21 protein-coding genes are annotated in these 21934 nt (G+C 41.9%); 7 read left to right on the forward strand and 14 right to left on the reverse strand.

What is annotated here, in order from left to right; all coding sequences use genetic code 11:
• Window positions 1-85: 85 nt before the first annotated feature.
• On the reverse strand, window positions 86-1324 hold the full coding sequence (locus NFS43_RS12720; protein ID WP_251552050.1) for a pyridoxal-phosphate-dependent aminotransferase family protein: 1239 nt from the start codon (window positions 1322-1324) through the stop codon (window positions 86-88).
• A 14-nt stretch (window positions 1325-1338) separates the two neighbouring features.
• Window positions 1339-2586 carry an allantoate deiminase gene (gene allC / locus NFS43_RS12725; protein WP_251552051.1) on the reverse strand — a complete coding sequence of 416 codons (1248 nt, stop codon included), beginning with the start codon at window positions 2584-2586 and terminating at the stop codon, window positions 1339-1341.
• A gap of 207 nt (window positions 2587-2793) precedes the next feature.
• Between allC and NFS43_RS12730 the strand changes: the two genes are divergently transcribed.
• From NFS43_RS12730 to NFS43_RS12750, 5 genes are all read left to right on the forward strand, one after another.
• Window positions 2794-4395 (forward strand): PucR family transcriptional regulator, encoded by a 1602-nt coding sequence (locus NFS43_RS12730; protein WP_251552052.1) that lies wholly within the window; start codon window positions 2794-2796, stop codon window positions 4393-4395.
• Between the two features lie 212 nt (window positions 4396-4607).
• Entirely contained in the window at window positions 4608-5105 is a 498-nt protein-coding gene (gene uraD, locus NFS43_RS12735) for a 2-oxo-4-hydroxy-4-carboxy-5-ureidoimidazoline decarboxylase (protein WP_251552053.1), read from the forward strand.
• Between the two features lie 82 nt (window positions 5106-5187).
• On the forward strand, window positions 5188-6645 hold the full coding sequence (locus NFS43_RS12740; protein ID WP_251552054.1) for an NAD(P)-binding domain-containing protein: 1458 nt from the start codon (window positions 5188-5190) through the stop codon (window positions 6643-6645).
• A gap of 17 nt (window positions 6646-6662) precedes the next feature.
• Window positions 6663-7022: a hydroxyisourate hydrolase gene (gene uraH / locus NFS43_RS12745; RefSeq protein WP_251552055.1), complete on the forward strand. Its 360-nt coding sequence runs from the start codon at window positions 6663-6665 to the stop codon at window positions 7020-7022.
• A gap of 178 nt (window positions 7023-7200) precedes the next feature.
• On the forward strand, window positions 7201-7542 hold the full coding sequence (locus NFS43_RS12750) for a winged helix-turn-helix transcriptional regulator (protein WP_251552102.1): 342 nt from the start codon (window positions 7201-7203) through the stop codon (window positions 7540-7542).
• A gap of 63 nt (window positions 7543-7605) precedes the next feature.
• On the opposite strand, the gene fsa is transcribed toward NFS43_RS12750, so the two are convergent.
• The 5 genes from fsa to rpiA form a co-directional block, all read right to left on the reverse strand.
• Window positions 7606-8265, reverse strand: a complete 660-nt coding sequence (fsa, locus tag NFS43_RS12755; RefSeq protein WP_251552056.1) for a fructose-6-phosphate aldolase — start codon at window positions 8263-8265, stop codon at window positions 7606-7608.
• A gap of 21 nt (window positions 8266-8286) precedes the next feature.
• Window positions 8287-9186 carry a phosphogluconate dehydrogenase (NAD(+)-dependent, decarboxylating) gene (gene gnd, locus NFS43_RS12760; protein WP_251552057.1) on the reverse strand — a complete coding sequence of 300 codons (900 nt, stop codon included), beginning with the start codon at window positions 9184-9186 and terminating at the stop codon, window positions 8287-8289.
• A gap of 18 nt (window positions 9187-9204) precedes the next feature.
• Entirely contained in the window at window positions 9205-11199 is a 1995-nt protein-coding gene (tkt, locus tag NFS43_RS12765; RefSeq protein ID WP_251552058.1) for a transketolase, read from the reverse strand.
• Window positions 11200-11222: 23 nt separating this feature from the next.
• Window positions 11223-12734 (reverse strand): glucose-6-phosphate dehydrogenase, encoded by a 1512-nt coding sequence (gene zwf, locus NFS43_RS12770; RefSeq protein WP_251552059.1) that lies wholly within the window; start codon window positions 12732-12734, stop codon window positions 11223-11225.
• A 72-nt stretch (window positions 12735-12806) separates the two neighbouring features.
• Window positions 12807-13478 (reverse strand): ribose-5-phosphate isomerase RpiA, encoded by a 672-nt coding sequence (gene rpiA / locus NFS43_RS12775; RefSeq protein WP_251552060.1) that lies wholly within the window; start codon window positions 13476-13478, stop codon window positions 12807-12809.
• Window positions 13479-13876: 398 nt separating this feature from the next.
• Here rpiA and NFS43_RS12780 point away from each other — a divergent pair, with 398 nt between their 5' ends.
• The gene (locus tag NFS43_RS12780; RefSeq protein ID WP_251552061.1) at window positions 13877-14149 is read left to right on the forward strand and encodes a hypothetical protein; all 273 of its coding nucleotides are present in this window, start codon (window positions 13877-13879) and stop codon (window positions 14147-14149) included.
• Between the two features lie 175 nt (window positions 14150-14324).
• Here NFS43_RS12780 and NFS43_RS12785 read toward each other — a convergent pair whose 3' ends face one another.
• Window positions 14325-15140, reverse strand: a complete 816-nt coding sequence (locus tag NFS43_RS12785; RefSeq protein ID WP_251552062.1) for a LysR family transcriptional regulator — start codon at window positions 15138-15140, stop codon at window positions 14325-14327.
• 124 nt (window positions 15141-15264) lie between these two features.
• On the opposite strand from NFS43_RS12785, the gene NFS43_RS12790 reads away from it, so the two are divergent.
• On the forward strand, window positions 15265-16500 hold the full coding sequence (locus NFS43_RS12790; protein WP_251552063.1) for a cysteine desulfurase: 1236 nt from the start codon (window positions 15265-15267) through the stop codon (window positions 16498-16500).
• A 122-nt stretch (window positions 16501-16622) separates the two neighbouring features.
• On the opposite strand, the gene yiaA is transcribed toward NFS43_RS12790, so the two are convergent.
• The 6 genes from yiaA to NFS43_RS12820 form a co-directional block, all read right to left on the reverse strand.
• Window positions 16623-17093: an inner membrane protein YiaA gene (gene yiaA / locus NFS43_RS12795; protein WP_251552064.1), complete on the reverse strand. Its 471-nt coding sequence runs from the start codon at window positions 17091-17093 to the stop codon at window positions 16623-16625.
• A 168-nt stretch (window positions 17094-17261) separates the two neighbouring features.
• Window positions 17262-17477, reverse strand: a complete 216-nt coding sequence (locus NFS43_RS12800) for a hypothetical protein (RefSeq protein WP_251552065.1) — start codon at window positions 17475-17477, stop codon at window positions 17262-17264.
• Window positions 17478-17609: 132 nt separating this feature from the next.
• Entirely contained in the window at window positions 17610-18626 is a 1017-nt protein-coding gene (locus NFS43_RS12805) for an ABC transporter substrate-binding protein (RefSeq protein WP_251552066.1), read from the reverse strand.
• A 30-nt stretch (window positions 18627-18656) separates the two neighbouring features.
• Window positions 18657-19511: an ABC transporter permease gene (locus NFS43_RS12810; protein ID WP_251552067.1), complete on the reverse strand. Its 855-nt coding sequence runs from the start codon at window positions 19509-19511 to the stop codon at window positions 18657-18659.
• Window positions 19511-20293 (reverse strand): ABC transporter ATP-binding protein, encoded by a 783-nt coding sequence (locus NFS43_RS12815; protein ID WP_251552068.1) that lies wholly within the window; start codon window positions 20291-20293, stop codon window positions 19511-19513. Before NFS43_RS12815 ends, NFS43_RS12810 begins: the two co-directional genes overlap by 1 nt.
• A 370-nt stretch (window positions 20294-20663) precedes the next feature.
• On the reverse strand, window positions 20664-21851 hold the full coding sequence (locus tag NFS43_RS12820; RefSeq protein ID WP_251552069.1) for an amidase: 1188 nt from the start codon (window positions 21849-21851) through the stop codon (window positions 20664-20666).
• Between the last annotated feature and the right edge of the window lie 83 nt (window positions 21852-21934).

The following is a 21934-nucleotide window of genomic DNA, read 5'->3' on the forward strand; positions in this document are numbered from 1 at the left end:
CAATAGCCCTATTTATTTTCAGTCTATTAAATGTTTTCCCATAATTCAGCGGCCATAAAAAAAGACCGAACAAATCATGTCCAGTCTAGTTATGGATAGGCTTTGTGTACACATCAAGCGCAGCTTGCAGGGCTTCTCCTCGATTCACCTTAGCCCTATGGCGTATTAAGACGGCTTCTAATGCGCCAAGCACTGAGAGGATATTTTCTTTGCGGCAGCTGTACCCCATTGTCCCGATTCTCCAAATCTTCCCGTGGAGCGGTCCAAAGGAGGAAGCAATTTCAATGCTAAAGGCCTCGAGAAGCATTTTGCGGACGGACTCTCCGTCGATCCCGTATGGAATTTCAACGCAAGTCACACACGGGAGCTTATGCTCTGGATCGCCAAACAGAGTCAATCCCATCGCTTCAAGGCCTGCTATTAAAGCTGTTTCATGAAATTTGTGGCGTTCAAAGCGCGGCTTGAGCCCTTCAACCAAAACTAACCGTAATCCCTCGTGAAGAGCATAATTCATCGAAGTGGCTTCTGTATGGTGGTTCAGCCTTCTTGGTCCCCAATAATCCTGCAGCATACTTAAATCAAAATAGTTGCTGGCAATCGGCCGGCCGCTTCTGGAAAACAGCAAATCCTCCTGTGTGGCAATCCCGCGCTCGACCTTTTTTCTTTTTGATAAAATGGTTTCAATTCTTTCATTATAGGTAATCGGCGCCATTCCAGATGGTACTGATAAGCATTTTTGGGTACCGCCAATCACTCCATCCAAATGCCATTCATCCGTTTTCACTTCAGCGCCGCCGATAGAGGCCACTGCGTCCACAATGAGCAATACGTCCCGCTCAAGGCACGCCTTTCCAATCTCCTCAAGCGGCTGCATTCTGCCGGTAGATGTCTCTCCATGAACTACGGCGACAATTTTTGGTGTAATTTTACCTATTTCCTCAATCACCGTTTGCGGATCAAACACCTCACCCCATGGACATTCGATTGTATGAACGTCTGCACCATACCTTTCACAAATCTCCACCAATAAGTGACCAAACCGTCCAAAAATCGGGACAAGCACCCGATCTCCTGGTTCAATAATGCTGCAAAGAATCGCTTCCGTTCCCGAACGGGAGGTTCCATCCACGGGAAACGCCCAGCGGTTTTTCGTTTGAAAGACCTGGCGCAGCATCTCCATATTTTCATTCATAATGCTGGTGAATGCTGGATCAAACTGTCCAATAATCGGTGTGCTCATGGCACGCAATACTCTTGGGTCGACTTCAACCGGCCCCGGGGTCATAATCGTCCTCATCGGTGCCTGCAATTCAGAAATAGACATCTGCAACACTTCCTTTAATAGGCTAATCGATATAATACTTCAGTTAATAAATCAATTCCTGCATCCAAATCTTCTAAACTTGTAAATTCTTTCGGGGAATGGCTTATTCCATTCTGACTCGGCACGAATAATAAAGAAGTGGGACACATAGCTCCAAAGACCTGAGAGTCATGTCCAGCCCCGCTAACAATGTCCTGGTAACGATAGTTCTTCGCTTCTGCTATTTCTCTGGCAAGTTCACACATCTCTTGATCCATTGGAATGGGTTTCACATCCATCCACTGAGAAATGAGCACTTCCATATCCAGGCCAAGAGTTACTTGTTTAAATTCAGCAAAAATTTCCCTGCAGAATTGGTCCAGCACTGCCTCCTGATGGTGCCGGATATCTAAACTGAATTCAACCTCACCGGCAATAACATTAGATACATTCGGTTTCACATTCAGCTTCCCAACGGTTGCTACTAAAAGCGGGTCGATTTCCTTTGCCTTATCTGTTAAAAATGCAATCAATTGTGCAGCCGTACTCACGGCATCCTTTCGATCCTGCATCGGAGTAGTCCCAGCGTGGTTGCTTTCCCCTTTAAGCTCAATGGTATAGCGGCGCTGGCCTACAATGTGTGTCACAATCCCAACCTGCTTGTGATTCTTTTCCAAAATCATTCCTTGTTCAATATGAATTTCCAAAAACCGTTCCACGTCTTGTCGAATGGGAGGAGTATACGTTTTAGGATCAAATCCAGCCTGATGCATCGCCTCCAAGAACGTGATTCCAGCTTCATCCTTTGCCTCTTTCACTCGTTCGAGAGTGTACGCGCCGCTTATACTTCTTGATCCCCAAAAGGTTAAAGGAAACCGGCTCCCCTCTTCTTCGCATAAAGAGACAACTTCAATGGTTTTGCGGGGAAAGCCATAGGTATGAAATAGGCGGAGCACAGCCAGGAAACTGGCGACGATTCCGTAAGTACCGTCATATTTCCCGCCTTCCACTACCGTATCAATATGGGAGCCCGTCAAAATTGTTTTCCCATTCGGTTCCGTACCCGGCAGCCTGCCAAAAAGGTTGCCCACACTGTCAAAATAGGTATACAAGCAGGTTTCGTCCATTTTATGTTTCAATGCTTGCTGCGCCTCTTGCCAGGCTGGTGAATATAACAGTCTTGTCACTCCACCAGCCTCTGTTTTGCCAAATGATGCAAGCCATTCAATCATTGTGCTTATTTGGTCTTCATCCAATAAATTTCTTTTTGCAGGAATGGCCATCCTCCTCATCCCCCCCTATTCAGTTATGTAATGGTTTTTTACCATCAAATTTGTGTATTTATAGTTTACAAAGATACGAAATGACTTTCATTAGCGAAAATTTAAAATTTTTATAATGTTTTTATGCACAATGACCAAAATGTGTTAGAATAATGAAAAAATAAATTACATTCAATGTCATATTTTCTTACGCGAGGAGGTTTTTTCATGAAGGTTCATGAGCTGTTAACAATTCCGGAATTGGAAGGAATGAATTTAATCGCCGGTTCGGCAGGCAAAGAACGTGAAGTGGAAGCGGTCAATATGATGGATGCACCTGATATCATCCATTTTTTACATCAAAATGAATTCCTTGTCACAACAGCGTACCACCTTAAAGATGATCCTCTTCTTTTAGCCGAACTGATCAATGCCATGGCGGCTCAGGGATGTGCCGGATTAGGGATCAAAACTAGGCGTTATTTGCATGAAGTGCCCAAGGAAGTAATTCAGCTTGCAGATAAGCTGGACTTTCCGATTATCGAACTGCCTTTAGAATTATCGCTTGGAGAGGTTGTCAATCATTCCCTTAAAGCTATTCTAGATAAACAGGCTGGCGAGCTTGCTCTTGTACTTGAGACACATAGGGAGTTTACAAAAACGATTTTGCGGGGAAAGGGGATTGAGCTGCTGCTTCAAGATCTATCCAGTTTAATTCATCAGCCTGTGCAATTATTAGACCAGCATTTTAAGCCGATTTATCAGACTGGAGGAAATTCAAACAAGCTAGTCCAATTGGAAGGCCTGCCGCTCCCTTCCGCACAGGCATCATCTATTGCTTTCTCCGTGCGGGCTGCGAAACAAACCTGTACGATATTCCCAGTTCCGATTGGTGAAAAGAAAATTGGTTACCTCTTGATTTTGGGGGATTTGGAACAGAGTGATCGTTTAGCGTACCTAACGATCGAGCAAGCCGTCAACGTCATTTCATTTACGCTTATGAAGGAACATGCGCTTAGACAAAAAGACCGGAGCATTCGCAATGACTTTTTTCTTCATTTTTTAGATGGCACCTTTACCACTCAAGAGGAAATTATCGGGAGAGCGAGTGAATTTTCATTAAAAAATGATCAGAAATACATTTGCGCTGCCGGAAAAGTGGATGGCGATGATCATCTTCCCACATTTACCAAATACCATGAAAAAGTGGATGATATTTATGATTTTATCGAGGGGGAGGTTTCCCAGCTGTCTCCAAGTGTCCACTTTTTTACTAAAGGGAGAACCTGCATCCTTCTATTTGAAATAACGGAGGAAATTTCGGATCCCGGAAATTACACAGTGTCTCTTTTAGGCCAGCTTCAAAAAAGAGTGATGAGATATTATCACAATACCGTATCATTCGGACTCAGTAATTTAAGCCATTCCTTTTTACAAATCAAAAATGCGGAAAAGGAAGCAATGGATGCCCTTTCACAAGGGAAGCGGTCAAAGAAGACAGAATATATTCAAACCTACCAGACAAAAGACGTAATAGAAATATTAAGGCTTATCCCTCGTGATGATTTGAAAAATTTTTATACATTTGCTCTTAGCGGATTCATCGGAACGAAGCTCGAAGAAGAACAATCCTTGCTTGAGACCTTATCTGTTTATCTTGAGACCCATTGCCAGATTTCTGAAACAGCAAAAAGATTATTCGTGCACCGAAATACCGTTGTCTATCGGATTGAAAAGTGCGAGGAAATCCTGGGCAAAAGCTTAAAAGATCCAGAAACCACTTTGCAAATCAGAATGGCTTTAAGAATACAGCCATTGTTAAATGGTTAAGTGTCACTATCAATGGATTTGCAACCCTCTTTCATTGTCTTAAACAAGCGTGAGCTATACAATTTCCCTAATTTTAATCTGAATTTTTAGCTATTTTACACAATGACAGTTTAGTTATTTTTCTTTAATATGTAACTAATAAGCGCATCACATGTTACATTTTATAACGTGTATTTTCTGCCTCTTCAAAACTATGAAAGGAACTTTCCAAAATGTATACAATTGACCAAATCAATAAGACCAGCCATGAGGAATTTATGTCAATAACGGAAGGCGTTTTTGAACATTCCCCTTGGATTTCTGAAAAGGCTGAAGCCGCCAAACCATTTGCCACCTTACAGCAGTTACATGCAGAAATGGTACGAATTGTGGAGAATGCAACCTTAGAAGAGAAATTATCTCTTTTAAAAGCCCACCCCAATTTGGGCGGCCGAGTGGACATGACAGTCCAATCCAAATGGGAACAAACAGGGGCTGGTCTCCAAAACTTAAACCCGGAAGAAAATCAAAAATTTATCCATTTAAATCAGCAGTACATGGAAAAGTTCGGATATCCATTTATCTTGGCGGTCCGCGGCAAAAACAAAGATGAGATCTATCAAAGCATGGAAACGAGAATTCATAACTCAAAGGAAATGGAGTTTAATAGAGCTTTATCCGAAGTTTATCAAATTGCCCTGCTGCGTTTAGAGACAAAGATCTGCCAGTAGAGATTGTACATTTCCCCTTCAATGGGAGAGACTTTTTCGTCGTCAATAAAAAGGAAGCATTAACGAGAAAAGGATGATGGACATGAGTTTAGAATCTTTAAATGAGCAAGTGAAAAAAGATCTTTCCTATCTTGCGTTTGGCGGACAAAATTGGGTCCACCCCCGAAGCCATCCGGATGGCCATGTCTATGATGTGGTTATCGTTGGCGGCGGACAAAGCGGCTTAGGTGCCGCTTTTGCGTTAATGCGGGAGAGAATAACCAATATTTTAGTGATTGACGAAAACCAGGAAGGCTTGGAAGGACCATGGGTGACCTATGCCCGAATGGTGACGTTAAGGACTCCTAAGCACTTGACTTCCATTGATCTAGGTATCCCATCACTTACCTTTCGTTCTTGGTGGGAAGCCCAATTCGGCCAAAACAGCTGGGAAAGGATTGATAAAATCCCTCGCGGCGACTGGATGAGCTATCTGCGGTGGTACCGGAATATCCTTAACCTCCCTGTGATAAACGAGGTGAAATTAAAATTAATTGAACCTTCCAGCGAAGGTATTCATCATTTGTTTATTGAAGGTGCAGGCGCCCCCTCTGAAAAGCTGCTGGCCCGTAAAGTCATTCTTGCAACAGGGATTCAAGGCGGCGGGGAATGGCATGTACCCCCAATGATTTCCGAAAACCTGCCCCGCCAGCTTTATGCCCATACCTCAGAATCCATCAACTTCTCCAAATTAAAAGGCAAGAAGATTGCCATTTTAGGGGGCGGTGCTTCTGCTTTTGATAATGCGAATTTTGCCCTGTCGGAAGGTGTATCGGAAGCGCATGTATTTGTGCGCCGCAAGGAAATGCCGCGGATTAACCCAATTCGCCAGATGGAAGGTTCGGGAATGATTGAGCGGTTTCACTCGTTGCCGGATGCTGATAAATATCGGGTGATTTCCCACTTTTTTAAGCACAACCAGCCGCCAACAAATGACACCTATCATCGGGCTGCAGCTTGGCCAGGATTTCATCTGCATTTAGCTTCCCCATGGCTTGATGTTAAACCGGCAGCTAAAGGAGCGCAGATTACGACGCCGCAAGGGCAATTTACTTTTGATTTTCTCATAATCAGCACGGGTCTTATTACCGACCCTGCATTGCGCCCTGAATTAAAACTGGTTGAAAGCTATATCGCCAGATGGAATGATTTCTACCAGGCACCCGAAGAAGTCGCAAGCCCGATCCTGGATGCGCATCCCTATTTAAGTCCCGGTTTTGCTTTTCAAAGCCAAGAGGATGAAGGGAAAAAATTGCTGCACGGTATATTTGCCTTCAATTATTCGGCTTTAATCAGCTGCGGGCTATCAGCCTCTGCCCTCTCCGGAATGAGATTTGCGATACCAAAGCTTGCGTCTGCTGTAGCAGATCAGCTATTTCTCGACGACCGGGAGATCATTTTGAAAAACTTCTATGATTATAACGTGGAGGAATTTACGGGTGAACCGTCAAATAAGAATTTGGATGAAAATAAAGCAGCACCGTTTACCAAAATCATTTAATGGATGTGGGAATAAAAATGACTGGATTAACGACACATGTACTGGATTTGACTCATGGTATTCCTGCCGCTAACGTAACAATTGATCTATATTTTCAGGAAGATCACTCTTTGGAATGGAAGCACATAAAAACAGCAGTTACGAATGCAGACGGACGGCTGGATCACCCCCTTCTCACGGAGGCTGAAATGAAAATAGGGAACTATGAACTCCTTTTTCACATTGGGAATTATTATCGGGGGAATAACATAGACCTTCACCATCCCCTTTTTTTAGACAAAATACCTGTCCGCTTCGGTCTTGCAAACAAGAATGTCCATTATCATGTTCCATTGTTGGTTTCCCCTTTTGGCTATCAAGTATACCGCGGCAGTTGAAATGTCTCGATGCTGTCCAAACAGCCCTTTTCTAATTTTGCGGCCATTTGATTTATAAATGTGTCTTCTTTATGAATTTATGAAATTCCCTTTTTTAGAGGGCATAAAACGGTTACAATAAATATATAAGGAATTAATAATGCCCGAAGCAGAAAAAGAAACAAAAGGGAGTGTCATGATGGCAGAGGAAATAAATCTTTGCCCGGAGGTTGAAAAAACGTTTGAATTAATAGGGAAAAGATGGACAGCTTTAATCATCTATGTGCTGTTGAGCGGGCCGAAGCGTTTTAGTGAAATTAATGCGTTAATCCCTGATCTTAGCAAACGTATGCTCACTGAAAGAATGAAAGAATTAGAGGAACACGGGATTGTATTGCGCCATGTGATCCCTGAACGCCCTGTCAGAACGGAATATGTCTTAACGCAAAAAGGATATGAGCTCGGAAAAATTTTAGGTCCAATAAGCAAGTGGGCCATTAGCTGGATGAAAGACCATAAAGAATCGCTGCACGATCACTAACGAAAACACCCTTATCTTCTTCAGATAAGGGTGTTTGTATTTTAGAAAATCGAAAAAGGGTTATTAGGCATTTTTCCAATCTGCCGCAAATTTTTCAATACCTTGGTCGGTTAACGGGTGTTTAGATAATTGTTCAATTACTTTAAAAGGAATAGTGGCTATGTGTGCACCGGCCATGGCTACGCGAGTCACATGGTCTGGATGACGAACAGAAGCAGCGATGATTTGTGAATCTAAGTTCTGGATACGGAATAATTCAGCGATTTTTGCCACAAGCTGAACACCATCTTCACTAATATCATCCAAACGTCCCAAGAATGGAGAAACATACGTTGCTCCAGCGCGCGCTGCCAATAGAGCTTGGTTTACTGTAAATATAAGTGTTACGTTTGTTTTTACCCCTTTTTTGGTAAGATAGCGGCATGCCTCTAAACCTTCTAATGTCATTGGGAGTTTAATGGTGATCTTTTCATCTCCCCCATTGATTTTGATGAGTTCGTTTGCTTCAGCAATCATTTGTTCGGCTGTCAAAGCATTTGGAGTTACTTCAGCAGATACTGATTCCACTTCAGGAACGGTATTTAAGATTTCTGAAATCCGATCTTCAAATTTAACCCCTTCCTTTGCGACCAAAGATGGATTGGTGGTAACGCCTGACAAAACTCCGATTTTATAGGCTTTTTTAATGTCATCCAAATTAGCTGTGTCAATAAAAAATTTCATGATGCTTTCCTCCGGTTTCTATTATTTGTCTGATTTCACGACAGCATGTCCGCCAAATTCATTTCTTAATGCGGCTACCACTTTACCTGTGAAGGTGTCATTTTCTAAAGAACGATAACGCATCAATAATGCCAAGGCAATAACTGGAGTTGCGGTTTGAAGATCAAGAGCTGTTTCAACTGTCCATTTGCCCTCTCCTGAAGAATGCATAATCCCTTTAATTTCATCCAAATGAGGATATTTGGAAAAAGCATTTTCAGTTAACTCCATCAGCCATGAACGAATAACAGATCCGTTATTCCAAACCTTGGCTACTTTTTCATAATCATAATTGAAGTCACTTTTCTCAAGGACTTCAAAGCCTTCTCCTATCGCTGCCATCATGGCATATTCGATCCCGTTATGAACCATTTTGAGGAAGTGGCCGCTGCCGGCTTTGCCTGCATAGAGATAACCATTTTCAACGGCAGTATCTCTAAAAATTGGTTCGACAATTTCCCATGCTTCTGGATCACCGCCAACCATATAGCACGCACCGTAACGAGCGCCCTCCATACCGCCAGAAGTTCCCGCATCCATGAATCGAACACCAACTTCTTTCAACTCGTTATATCGTTGGATTGATTCTTTATAATGAGAGTTGCCTGCTTCAATAACAATATCGCCTTCATTCAGAAATGGAAGAATTTCTCCAATAACCGAATCTACTACAGCGTGCGGGACCATAATCCAAAGCACTCTGGGCTGTTCCAAAGATTGGACAAGTTCTTTTAGGCTAGCAACGCCTTGTGCTCCATGCGTTTTCATTTCTTCGACAGCATTCGGGTTCACATCGAACGCTACTACTTCATGGTTGTGCTCCATTAGATTTTGTCCCAGGTTAAAACCCATTTTCCCCAGGCCGATTAATCCTACTTTCATGGTCAATTCCTCCAACTATTACTTATTTAAAACCATTTTGGCTAAATTTACAACATTTTCTGACGTAAAACCAAAATGCTTCATCACGGAACCGCCGTCACCGGAAGCGCCGAATGACTCAATTGATAATATCTTGCCTTCAGAACCGACAAACCGTTCCCAGCCTAATCGGATCCCCATTTCGATTGCTACACGTTTTGTCATTGAAGATGGAAGCACAGCCTCTCTATATTCATCCGGCTGCTTTTCGAATAGCTCCCAGCTTGGCATGGCAACGATACGGACAGCAATATTTTCTTTTTCCAATTCTGTTTTTGCATCTGCAGCCAATGAGACTTCAGAACCTGTTGCCATTAAGATGACATCAGGATTTGAATTGGTTTCTGTCAATACATAGGCACCCTTCGATACATCGTCAAGATTTGCTTTTGTTTCATTAAAAACTGGCAGGTTTTGACGGCTTAATACTAAGGCGACTGGTCCTTCTGCTTGTTTGAGTGCATATGCCCAAGCGCTTGCCGTTTCATTGGCATCCGTTGGCCTGATGACTGTAAGGCCAGGGATGGCACGAAGAGCAGCCAAGTGTTCCACCGGCTCATGTGTTGGTCCATCTTCTCCGACTGCAATGGAATCATGTGTGAACACATAAATGACCGGAAGCTTTGATAAAGCCGCTAAACGGATTGAAGGACGCAAATAATCATTGAAAACAAAGAACGTGCTGACAAATGGCTTTAAGCCGCCGTGATAAGCCATGCCGTTTGCTGCAGCACCCATTGCATGCTCACGGACGCCAAAATAAACGTTACGTGCACCGTAAGACTCAACTGCGAAGATTTGTTCCCCTTTGATTTCTGTCATGGTGGAATGGGAAAGGTCTGCACTTCCGCCAAATATGGCTGGAACAGATTTGACAAAATGGTTGATCGCTTCACCGCTAGCCACCCGAGTGGATACGGCTTTTCCTGTATCGAAAGTTAAAATATCATTCACGTCGATGAATAATTTTCCGGAAATCGCAGTGGTTAACTGTTCTGCCATATCTGGATGCTCTTTTTGATAAGAATCAAATAATTGGCTCCAGCCTTGTTCAGCCTCGATCCCTTTACGCTTTAATTGCTCGAAATGGCCTTTAACCTCATCGGGAACGTAAAAGTCCTCTTCATAGAGCCAATTATAGGCTTGTTTTGTTGCTTTCCCCTCTTCTGCCCCAAGCGGTGCACCATGGGCCTTATTGGATCCTGCAACTTTCGGGCTTCCATATCCGATGATTGTTCTGATTTCGATTAAACTTGGCTGATCCGTATTTTCTTTTGCTGATTGGATCGCTTTTGTAATCGCTTCGATATCGTTGCCATCCTCTACTCTTATATACTGCCAATGAGCGGACTCTGTTCTTTTCTTAACATCCTCAGAGAAGGAGACGTTCAATTCGCCGTCAAGTGAGATATCATTGGAATCATATAGTACAACCAGCTTACCCAGCTTCATATGGCCCGCCATAGACATGGCTTCATAGGAAATGCCTTCCATAAGGTCGCCGTCTCCTACTAATGCATAGGTATGATGGTCTATCACTGGAAAGCCTTGTTTATTAAATTTAGCTGCCAAATGAGCTTCCGCCATCGCCATCCCGACAGCATTGGCAATGCCCTGTCCTAATGGACCGGTCGTCGCTTCTACACCAGAGGTATAGCCGAATTCAGGATGTCCCGGTGTTTTGCTATTTAATTTTCTAAAGCTTTTTAAATCATCAACGGAAACATCATATCCGAATAAGTGCAGCAAACTGTACAGTAAACTGGAGCCATGCCCTGCTGATAAAACAAATCGATCACGGTTAAACCACTTGGGATTTTGAGGATTATGATTTAAATGGTTTGCCCATAGGGCGTAAGCCATTGGCGCCGCCCCCATCGGCAGACCCGGATGGCCAGAATTGGCCGCATTCACTGCATCAATGGACAAGGTGCGAATGGTTGTCACTGCTAAGTTCTCAATATTTTGGGACATTTCTTTTTCCTCCTTGGCTTTCGTTACTTCTGGTCTGTTGTTTCCATGTTTTCTTCCGTTTTTTTATCCAGCCACCAGGTAAATCCATTTTCCGCCAGCAAAAGTTCGGCGGAATGCGGTCCATATGAACCGGATTCGTATTCATGAAGCGGAAGCGCATTTTCCTCAAATGCCTCGAGGATTGGCTGTACCCATTGCCATGACAATTCAACCTCTTTCCAATGGGCAAAGAAGGTTGAATCACCTATAAGCGCATCATAAATCAGTCTTTCATAAGCCTCTGGCACCCCTAAGCCAGTCCGTTCTGTCATTTCACATGAAAAACTGATTCTTACAGGTTCTATTTTTCCATTCAATGGATTTTTCCCATTCAATTGTAAAGTGACATTTTCATCTGGACTTATTTCGATAATCAATAAATTGGGTTCTACTTTTTGCCCTTTGTTATAAAGAAGCTTTAAGGTATTCTTAAATTCAATGACGATTCGGGTGGACTTTTCTTTCATTCTTTTTCCTGTTCTTATATAGAAGGGAACTCCACTCCAAAAAGGATTATCAATCCACAAACGGGCAGCCACAAAAGTATCGGTTTGAGAGGCTGGTTTTACTCCAGGCTCATCCCTGTAACCAGGCATCAGCTTTCCATTCATTTCACCCGAAACATACTGTCCGCGAACGATTTGGGATGGAACATCTTCCTTTGTAACCGGACGAAGGGCTTCCATCACTTTTCGTTTTTCATTGCGAATTTCAGTTGCATTAATCTTATATGGCAGGTTCATGGCGGTCATCATCAGCATTTGCAGCATATGGTTTTGCACCATGTCACGAATCGCTCCAGCCTGATCGTAATAGCCTGCTCTTTGTTCTACGCCCACTGTTTCACTTGCTGTGATTTGAACATTGGCAATATGGTCTTTGTTCCAGATTGATTGGAGGACTGGATTGGCAAACTCTAAGGCTTCCAGGTTCTGTACCATTGGCTTGCCTAAATAATGGTCAATGCGATAAATCTCTTCCTCATCGAATGCCCTGCTAAGTTTTTCATTAAGCTCACGGGCCGATTGAAGATCGTGGCCAAAAGGCTTTTCGATAATTAATCGTTTCCATCCTTTCGTTGTGCCAAGTCCGCTATTTTTTATATTTAAGGCAATGATATCGAAAAATTCAGGTGCAACTGACAGATAAAACAACCGATTTTCTGAAATTTGGCATTCGCCTTCTCGTTGCTGAACTAGCTCCAGCAGCTTTAGATAATCTTCTGGCTTGTTTACATTTAAAGTACTGAAACGAAATACCTCTAGAAAGTCACCCATTTCACTAGCCTCATGTTCTAAACGGCGGGAAAACTCCAGTACAGATTGTTTCACTTTTTCTTGAAAATCTTCATGAGATAAATTGCCTCTTCCCAGTCCAATAATCGATATCGGTTGGGGCAGCTTGTTATCTAGGTATAAATTATAAAGAGCGGGGTAAATTTTCCTTTTCGCCAAATCACCCGTTGCTCCAAATAACACAAAGGTCATTGATTCCATGTTTATTTCTCCCTCATAATTAAAAATCACTTAAGGCAAACTACCGATTATTGTCCCACTTCGGAAGCCTTGTTATTTTCGCAAATTAATGTCAATTTGCTGATTTGCATTCATGGTAATGACAATATCGGCCATTCCAACAAACAGACCATTATCGATAACGCCAGGGATTAGATTCAGGTCTTTTTCTAAAACTTCTGGATGAGTAAGATCCTGGAAGCTGCAGTCCACAATATAATGACCGTTATCCGTCAAATAAGGAATGCCGTCTTTTTGCCGCAGCTTGGTGCTTCCCCCAAGTTCTTGAATATATTTGCTTGTCATCTCTACTCCAAAAGGCAGAACTTCAACTGGAAGCGGGAAGGAGCCCAATTGATTCACCATTTTTTTAGAATCGGCGGCCACAATAAATGTCTTCGCTGCTTTGGCGATTATTTTCTCTCGCAACAGAGCTCCACCGCCGCCTTTTATTAGATTCAAATCACTGCTCACTTCGTCAGCACCGTCTATCGCCACGTCAATTTGCTCTATTTCATCAAATGAAACCAATGGGATGCCTAGTTCTAAAGCTAATTTTTCTGTTTGAATGGAGGAAGGAATACCTCTTATCGATAAACCTTGTTGGACAAACGTTCCTAGTTTAAGAAGGGTATAATAGACCGTAGAACCTGTGCCGAGTCCTACGACCATACCGTCTTTGACAAAATCTGCAGCTTTTTCTCCAACCTGTTTTTTCTCATTCAAGGAAAATTCTCCTTTCATTGACCATCGGCGGTTTGTGATCAAATCTTTAGCCATTATTATGATTGGCCTGTTAATAGGCAAATTATTTCCCTATATCCTGCTAAGATTCCAATTGGATGGAGATGCGCCTTCAAGCATAGCCGAGAGATTACCTAAATCGGCTTTTTAAATACCAAGTAACTTTTAATAACCAAAGGTTTTTTCGTAACCATGATACTCCCCAAGGCAATGGCCGTCAAGAAAACTACTCATCAAGAAACTATGTAAAAGAACTTTTATTTTCAAAAAACTTAATGGTACAACCCTGAAACACAAAGCCGTTCACTAAGCCATGTCATTATTGGCCTTCTCTAATAGAAATGGTATAATTTAGGTAAAAAAAGAGGTGCCATTTCAAGTTGCTTAGTAAATTATCAATTCTATTCGCAATAATTGGCGGACTGTTCCTCGGTGCATCATATATTTTTACACCCTATATAGAGCCGCTAATGGCTACAGGCTTTGTTATCATGTTTATTGGATTAATCATAAGTTTTGGCGCCATGTTCAAAAAGGAACAAGGAAAAATGAAATTTATGGCTGTTGCCGTGTTTTTCATGCTTAGTTTCCTTATTTCATGGAATGACCCATTCCAAATCATAAGGTTATTGACCTGGATTAAGGTACATTAAAAGCAATAATGAAGGGCTGAAAAAAATCAAAAGAGGCTGTCCATTAAGGGGTCTGACTCCATGCCAATAGATAGAACGGTTTTTTTCAAAATACCATTATTATATCACGGCGTGGTGTCAAGCCTCTTTGTTTTTTGACAGCCTCTTTTAAGATTTATTTCATTCATTATGACCTTCAGTTTTCAGCTAAATGATTTAAAAAGAACCAAACACTTTTAGAAAGCCGTTCAGCTGGGCGGGTGATCACGTTTGTCGTAACCGGAGATGGGACATAACCATCCCAAAACTGTAACCTGCCACATGATTCTTCCATTTCCACAGAAGATTTTAATACGACGCCACAGCCCATCCCCCCCATCACAAATTGTTTAACCGCTTCCGTTGAAAAGATTCTCTTAGTCGGCTGACCTATTTGAGCATACATGGATAAAGGAATGTCAGCAGGAAGGAATACCGTATCTGATTGCATTGAGTATGCCGGTTGAATTCCAATTAGTTGATCGTCGGAAACCTTCCTAATCCTTAATGAAAAATGGTCTTCCGGCGGTGTTAATGTGATGCCAATATCGATCGTTCCCAGCCTCACCAGCTCCTCAATTTCCTCATCATCTCTTATTTCCAAGTCAACCGTGATATTTGAATGGTTTTCATTAAAGCCAAGGATGATCTTTGGCAATAAGTATGTGCCCACTACTTGCGAGGTGCCTACCACAATCCTGCCACGGCTCCCTTCTTGAAACTCTTCCATTGCCCGATAGATTTGCTCCTCTAATGAAAGCATCGATTCAGCATATTCCAATAATGTGAGGCCAGCATCTGTCGGGGTAATCATTCTTCCCACCATCGTATACAATGGAACCCCAACCTCTTGTTCCAGCCTTTTTAGCATCATCGAGATAGCTGGCTGACTGACATGAATTTCCTTGGCCACCTGGCTGATGCTTCCTGTATGGATGACTTTTTTAAGTAAAGCCAAGTGATTCGTATTCATCTTTTTCACTTCCATAATTTTTTTATTATGATTTTATAATATTAATTATATTTGTATTATACCTAAATTACTGTCAGAATAAGGCTATAGATTCTCATTTTTTTAATTAAGGGAGATTGAAAGCATGAACTTAAATGAAATCAAGGATTATTTCCCCATATTGAATCAACATGTAAACGGCCATCCATTGGTATATCTTGACAGCTCCGCTACTTCACAAAAACCTAAGTCTGTCATTGCTGCATTAGAAGACTATTATAAAAATATTAATTCAAACGTTCATAGAGGCGTTCATACGTTAGGAACAAAAGCGACAGATGCCTACGAAGGCGCACGGGAGAAAGTAAAGACCTTTATCAATGCCAAGGAATCGGCTGAGGTTATTTTCACAAGAGGAACAACGGCTTCATTAAACCTGGTTGCCCAGTGCTATGCACGGGAGTTTTTAAAAGAAGGCGATGAAATTTTAATTACTCAAATGGAGCATCACAGCAATTTGATTCCTTGGCAGCAGGCCGCAAAGAAGACAGGGGCCGTCCTAAGATACATTCCATTATCTCCAGACGGCACACTCGACCTTCAAATCGTAGAAAAAGCAATTACAACCAATACCAAATTCGTTTCCATCACGCATGTGTCGAATGTTTTAGGAACGATAAATCCCATAAAAAAAATAGCCGAACTCGCTCACCAGCGTGGTGCCATCATTTGCGTGGACGCCGCTCAAAGCGCCCCTCACCTTAAAGTAGACGTCCAAGACCTTGATTGTGACTTTTTGGCGTTCTCCGGGCATAAAATGGCGGGTCCGACTGGCATTGGGGTTTTATACGGCAAAAGAAATCTATTAGAAGAAATGATTCCTTATGAATATGGTGGAGAAATGATTGATTTTGTCGGCCTCTATGATTCGACGTGGAAGGAGCTTCCTTGGAAGTTTGAAGGCGGAACTCCCATTATTGCAGGAGCCATCGGGTTGGCTGCGGCCATCGATTTTTTGGAGCAGTATGGACTAGATCAAATTCGGCTTCATGAAGAAAATTTAATCAAATATGCATTGGACCAATTATCAAATATCGAAGGAATCTCTATTTATGGTCCCAGCCAGCTTGAACAAAGAAGCGGTTTAATTACATTTAATGTCGACAATGTACACCCGCACGACTTGGCAACCGTTTTAGATTCACAGGGAATTGCCATTCGGGCTGGACACCATTGCTGCCAGCCGTTAATGAAGTGGTTAAATGTATCCGCAACGGCCAGGGCCAGCTTCTATCTTTACAATACAGAAAAAGACATTGATTTACTGGTTGATGGAATAAAAACAGCGAAGCAATACTTTGAGAATGCTATCTTTAATTAAAAATAAAAAGGTACTCTCTTTAAAATGCAGAGCCATTCAACGAGGAATGGCTTTTGCTTTTTTTAAAACAAAAAAGCACTTACTCAGATTGAATAAGTGCTTTGACCAATCATGGGAAAATTTTACTCTCTTTCTCTTGCTCTCTGCGTATCTCGAATATTCTTTTGGACTGTAATTGCTGCAAATACACTAAGAACAAATGCCATGCCATAGAATCCCTTTTCACTTAGAACAATACTTCCTGCATTAAATAACCCGATACCCATTAATGCAATTGATACAATAAGGGCAAACCAACTAATCCCATAATAAATATTGGTAACCGGTATTCCCTCTTCTTTATCTCTTACTGCCTTTTGCAAAGATACTGCTGAATAGAGTCCGAATACTAAAACGGCAAAGTAATACCCTTTTTCGTTCAGCTCCATTTCCGCATTATATAAGCCGATAAGGTAAGCCGCAGCACCTACTAGCAGGGCCGCCCAGGATGCCCCTTTAAATGCGGGTGTCGGTTCGCCCTCTTTCCTTTCCACTTTCCATTTTGAAGCATTTTGTTTTTCTTTATCTAACAAAACCTCATTTTCATTAGACATTGATTGTTTTGCCTCCCCCCATTTTATCTCAAAAAAATAGAGCACCGCAGATAGCCTGCAGCGCTCCTATCTAACCCTATTATATAAAAATTTTTTGTAAAGGATAGATTATTTTTTAAATTTTCAATTTTATGTTACTTACAACGTTCCTAACGTAACACCTAACTCTCATAGCCAGCGGCGGTAGGCAACAGATAACAAATCGGCCTTATCGTTCAGCTCCATCTGCAAATCCAGCAGAAGCAGTTCCGGTTTTTGCGTCTCGATAATCCACTTGTCCTGTTCAAATACCGTATCCTGAAATTTCATAAAATCCGCATCCGACACTGCAAATCCATAATTTCGAGAAACCACCATAAAAACATAATCCGTGAAGTTCTCCACTACACGCGTTCCCGCTGCTTTTTCTTCATATGGACCGCAAACTAAAGTTTTTTTGGAAGGATCCTCAAATTCCTCTATATACGGTAAATATCTCTTGATAGGGGGTACTAAGCTTAGCAGGCAACCCAATACCTAATTCTTTGGCAAGAATTCCGTTGTAAAAATGGTTTTTGCGTCAAATGTTTCTTTTAAAACACCTAAATCATGCAGCTGTTCGATCAGGGTAGCCCAACGCTCCTCTGTCATATACCCTACCCCATGCTCTGCGGCATCTTGTCCATAAACAAAATCAGCCTGCGATTCAGATTCAAAATTCAACGACTCTAATTCAATGTCAGGATCATCCTTTTGAATGATTTTGTTAATTTCCTTATATGTGTCTTTGTACTGATTCCATCCTTCAACAAAAGCAGTGGTCATTGCTGTGACGGTTTCCTTGTTTTTCTCTAGGTAGTCTTTTGTAACATATAAAACAATATTGTAAGGGTCATAGCCCGCATCAGAGATCAGTTTTGTTTCTACCTCTACTCCTTCTAATTTTGCAAAGTAAGGCTCTGATGTCACAAAAGCCTGGGTTACTGCATTTTCATCGTTAATAAAGTTGGTAAGTTGTCCTGTATGGGTCAATTCCTGGACCTTGCTTAGATCGTATTTCGATTTTAGGAATTCCCAGTACACAATTCCTGGCTGAATATACACTTTTTTGCCATTTAATTCATCAAAATCATCTATCCCTTTGCCTTTATGAAACATAAAAGCCTGTGGGCTTCCCTGCATCGCTGCCGCAACAGCTACCAGTTCAATTCCTTCATTTCGGGCATTGACAATTTGGTCCGCATGCGCAAGACCAAATTCCGCCTTGCCGGATGCCACCATATTAATTGAAGAAACTTGCGGGCCGCCCGGTTCAATTGTGACCTTCAAGCCATTTTTTTCAAACAGTCCATTTTCCTGTGCTGTATACACCCCGCCGTGCTGCGCTTTTGCAAACCAGTTCAATACGATTTTTACATCAGTAAGTTTTTTTCCATTTTCCCCCGAGCTTTCTCCAGCAGACGAACTGCCCGACTCTTCCCCGCCGCAAGCGGCTAAGATAAGCAACAAAGCCAATCCGATGAAGAGTAATTTTATTTTTTTGAAAGCCTTCATTTCCTTTTCCCCCTTTTTATATGTAATGATTTATTTTTCAACCTTCATTGCTGATTCGTGCCATGACCGAAGCGTGTAGTGGGAAATCAAGCTGACCAGAAGATAAAAAACAATTCCAAAAATGGCGCCGCAGATCGCGCAGGCAAACAAATACGGTGTCTTCAGCTGAACAGCTGCAACGGTGATCGCATATCCCAGACCGCCTTTTCCCCCGCCAATCCCAGCTACAAATTCTCCAGTGATCGCACCAATGATGGCTAGCGTACAGGAGATTTTCAAACCTGACATGATATAAGGCATCGCTGCTGGAATTCTTAGCTTCCACATCGTTTGCCATTTGGATGAGTTGTATAATGTAAATAAATCATTCATATTTTTATCGACCGAATTCAGTCCCATCAAAGTATTGGATACGACTGGGAAAAATCCAATTAAAAAGGCGATGATGACGATTGAGTTATATCCTGAACCGAACCAAATAACGATGATCGGCGCAACCGCCACAACCGGTATGGTTTGCAGGATAACTGCATATGGGTAAAGACTAATCTCAATGATCTTGGAGCTGGCTAAAACAACTGCACCAGTGATCCCAACGATCGCACTGACTAAAAATCCAATGACCGATTCCGTCACCGTTATTTGGATAGCCGGCCACAACATATTCCAATCTTCTATCGCAGCATTCAAAACATCCGTCGGCTTCGGCAGGATAAAAGGCTTGATATCCAGCAGCATCGGGATGAACTGCCATATTGCAAGAAAAATAATGAGGGCCGCAATGGGACCGATTAAGGATAGCTTAAACTTGAATTTCTCCCTCGTAATCTCTCTTGTCTTGGCTGCCATTTCTTGATTATTAGTGACTGCTGTTTGGACAGGCATTATACCAGCTCCCTTCGGCCCATACTGTGTTCAAGACTTTTGGAGGCCATTTCCACATACTCGTTAAACCTGGTAATGGTCCTTTCGCGCGGATAAGGCAGATCGACTTCGATCAATTTAGAAAGTCTTCCTGGGCGCGCAGACATCACAGCAATTCTGGAAGATAAATAGACTGCTTCATAAACATTATGGGTAACAAATAGAATTGACGTATTTTCTTTTTTCCAGATATCCAACAAATCCATCTGCAAGGTTTGTCTTGTCATTTCATCTAACGCTGCAAAAGGTTCATCCATTAACAGCATTTTTGGTTTTGCTGCAAGAGCGCGGGCAATCGAGACTCGCATTTTCATTCCCCCGGAAAGCTGCCTTGGGTACGATTTTAAATAGTCCTTTAAACCGACCATTTCTAATGCGTTTATGGCAGTTTCTTTTCTCGCCTTTTTATCAGACCCTCGTAATTCCAGGGGCAATAGGACATTATCCAGCACAGATCTCCATGGAAGCAAATTGGCATCCTGGAAGACAAATGCGATATCATTCGTATTTCGAATCACCTCTTTCGGGTCTTGTCCAAACACTTCCACCTTTCCGTTTGTTACGTTGCCTAAACCTGCAGCCATTCGTAGGGCTGTCGATTTCCCGCAGCCTGATGGACCTAGGAAACTAATAAATTCACCTTCTCTGATGGACAAATCAAATTGGCTAAGAGCAATAGTTCCGGTATTGTAAACCTTATCAACCTGCCGGAAGCAAACTACTTCTTTTTGAATGGCTCCCATTGCCGTCCCTCCTTCATCTTAATCGCTTATAGATTCATTGGAATGGTGTAATCAGTGTTAGATCTTATTACAATCAAACAACTAAACTCTCTGGTCCATGTTGATTTTTCAATCATGTTATATAATCTAACACTCTTTGTAATATAGTCACATTATATAGTTTTCTGAATCATTTGACATTAGCTATTTGTTACAAACTTTTCGATTCTTATTGGTCATTTCAACTAAAAATCTCAATGAAAACGCTGTCTTTTTTCACATAACAAAAAGGGAAGAAAAACATCATGTTTTCCTTCCCTCTCCATATTGATCATAAATATAAAATTAGGGTCCAATTGTCTGCACTGTGATTATTCACATCGAAAACCTTTTATCTATTTTCAAGTAATTCCACATAACGAGTTACCCATTTGAGCAATTTCAAATCTTGTTTTTCATTGGCAATGAAAGATAACCCGATTGGGAGCCCGTTTGCTGCTTCAATTGGAATCGTCACTTGCGGAAAGCCCGTTAATCCAGCCATGCAGGTGAGTTCCATCGTTTTTGAACGATAGCGCTCCATTTCTTTGACTGATAAGTTCCGTAATGGTGCCTCCCCAGGGGCCGTTGGAATTACTAATAAGCCATTTTCTCCAAGCAAATGGGACAATTGATTTTTTATGTTTGTTTTTTCTAAAATAAGTGATTCATATTCATTGGAATCCAATGTACTTGCCCACTGGAATCTCTCAGCAATCCCGGGTCCAAATTTGGGAGCCACCTCTTGAATCCAAGCGCCATGTTCCTTCCATATTTCGATTCCTTGTATCCTCCTAAATAACTCAGCCCAGGCTGACAACCCATTTTCTGCAGCCTTTATGTAATGTTTGTTTAAATTTGACTCTTTCAACAAGTCGAAGGCTTTCCATAATCGATCCTTTGTATCCCCTTCAACCAAGCTCCAGGCAGCTGTTTCGAAAAATAGCTGAGAGAAGACGGTATCTTCCAAGCTATCTTCATTAGGAATGAGGAGTTCGCCAACCTCCAGTAATAATTTTGTATCCCGCGCCATCCAGCCGACCGTATCAAAACTTTTAGCAAGGGGGATGACTCCCTCTATATTGACAAGTCCATGTGTTGGCCTAATGCCATATATCCCGCAATAAGAGGAAGGGATCCGAACAGATCCTCCTGTATCCGTACCGAGAGCAAAATCAACGAGTCTTGCTGCAACTGCAACAGCAGAACCACTTGAAGAGCCTCCTGGAATCCGGTCAGCACCGCGTGGATTGATCGGAGTCCCATAATGATAATTTTCCCCATTTAAACTATACATTAGTTCATCTGTATGCGTAGTTCCTGTAAGAGACGCCCCATTTTTTAACAATTCATCGATCACAGGGGCATTTTGAGCTCCAGGCGGATGGGTTTTCAGCCAGTCTGGATTTCCAGCGCTATTGCGGATATTCTTGATTTCAAAGACATCTTTAACGGCAAAGGAGATGCCATTAAATTTTCCAGATGCTTTTGGGTTTAGATTTAATTCCTTATTAATAAAGGCACCCCAATGATCATTCATATTGTCCCCTCCATAATAACAGTCCAAATTTAATACCATCTATTATAATTAGAAAATTCTAACAGGTCATTGGTATTTTGACT

The organism is Neobacillus muris (assembly GCF_943193175.1).
Lineage (GTDB): Bacteria > Bacillota > Bacilli > Bacillales > Cytobacillaceae > Neobacillus > Neobacillus muris.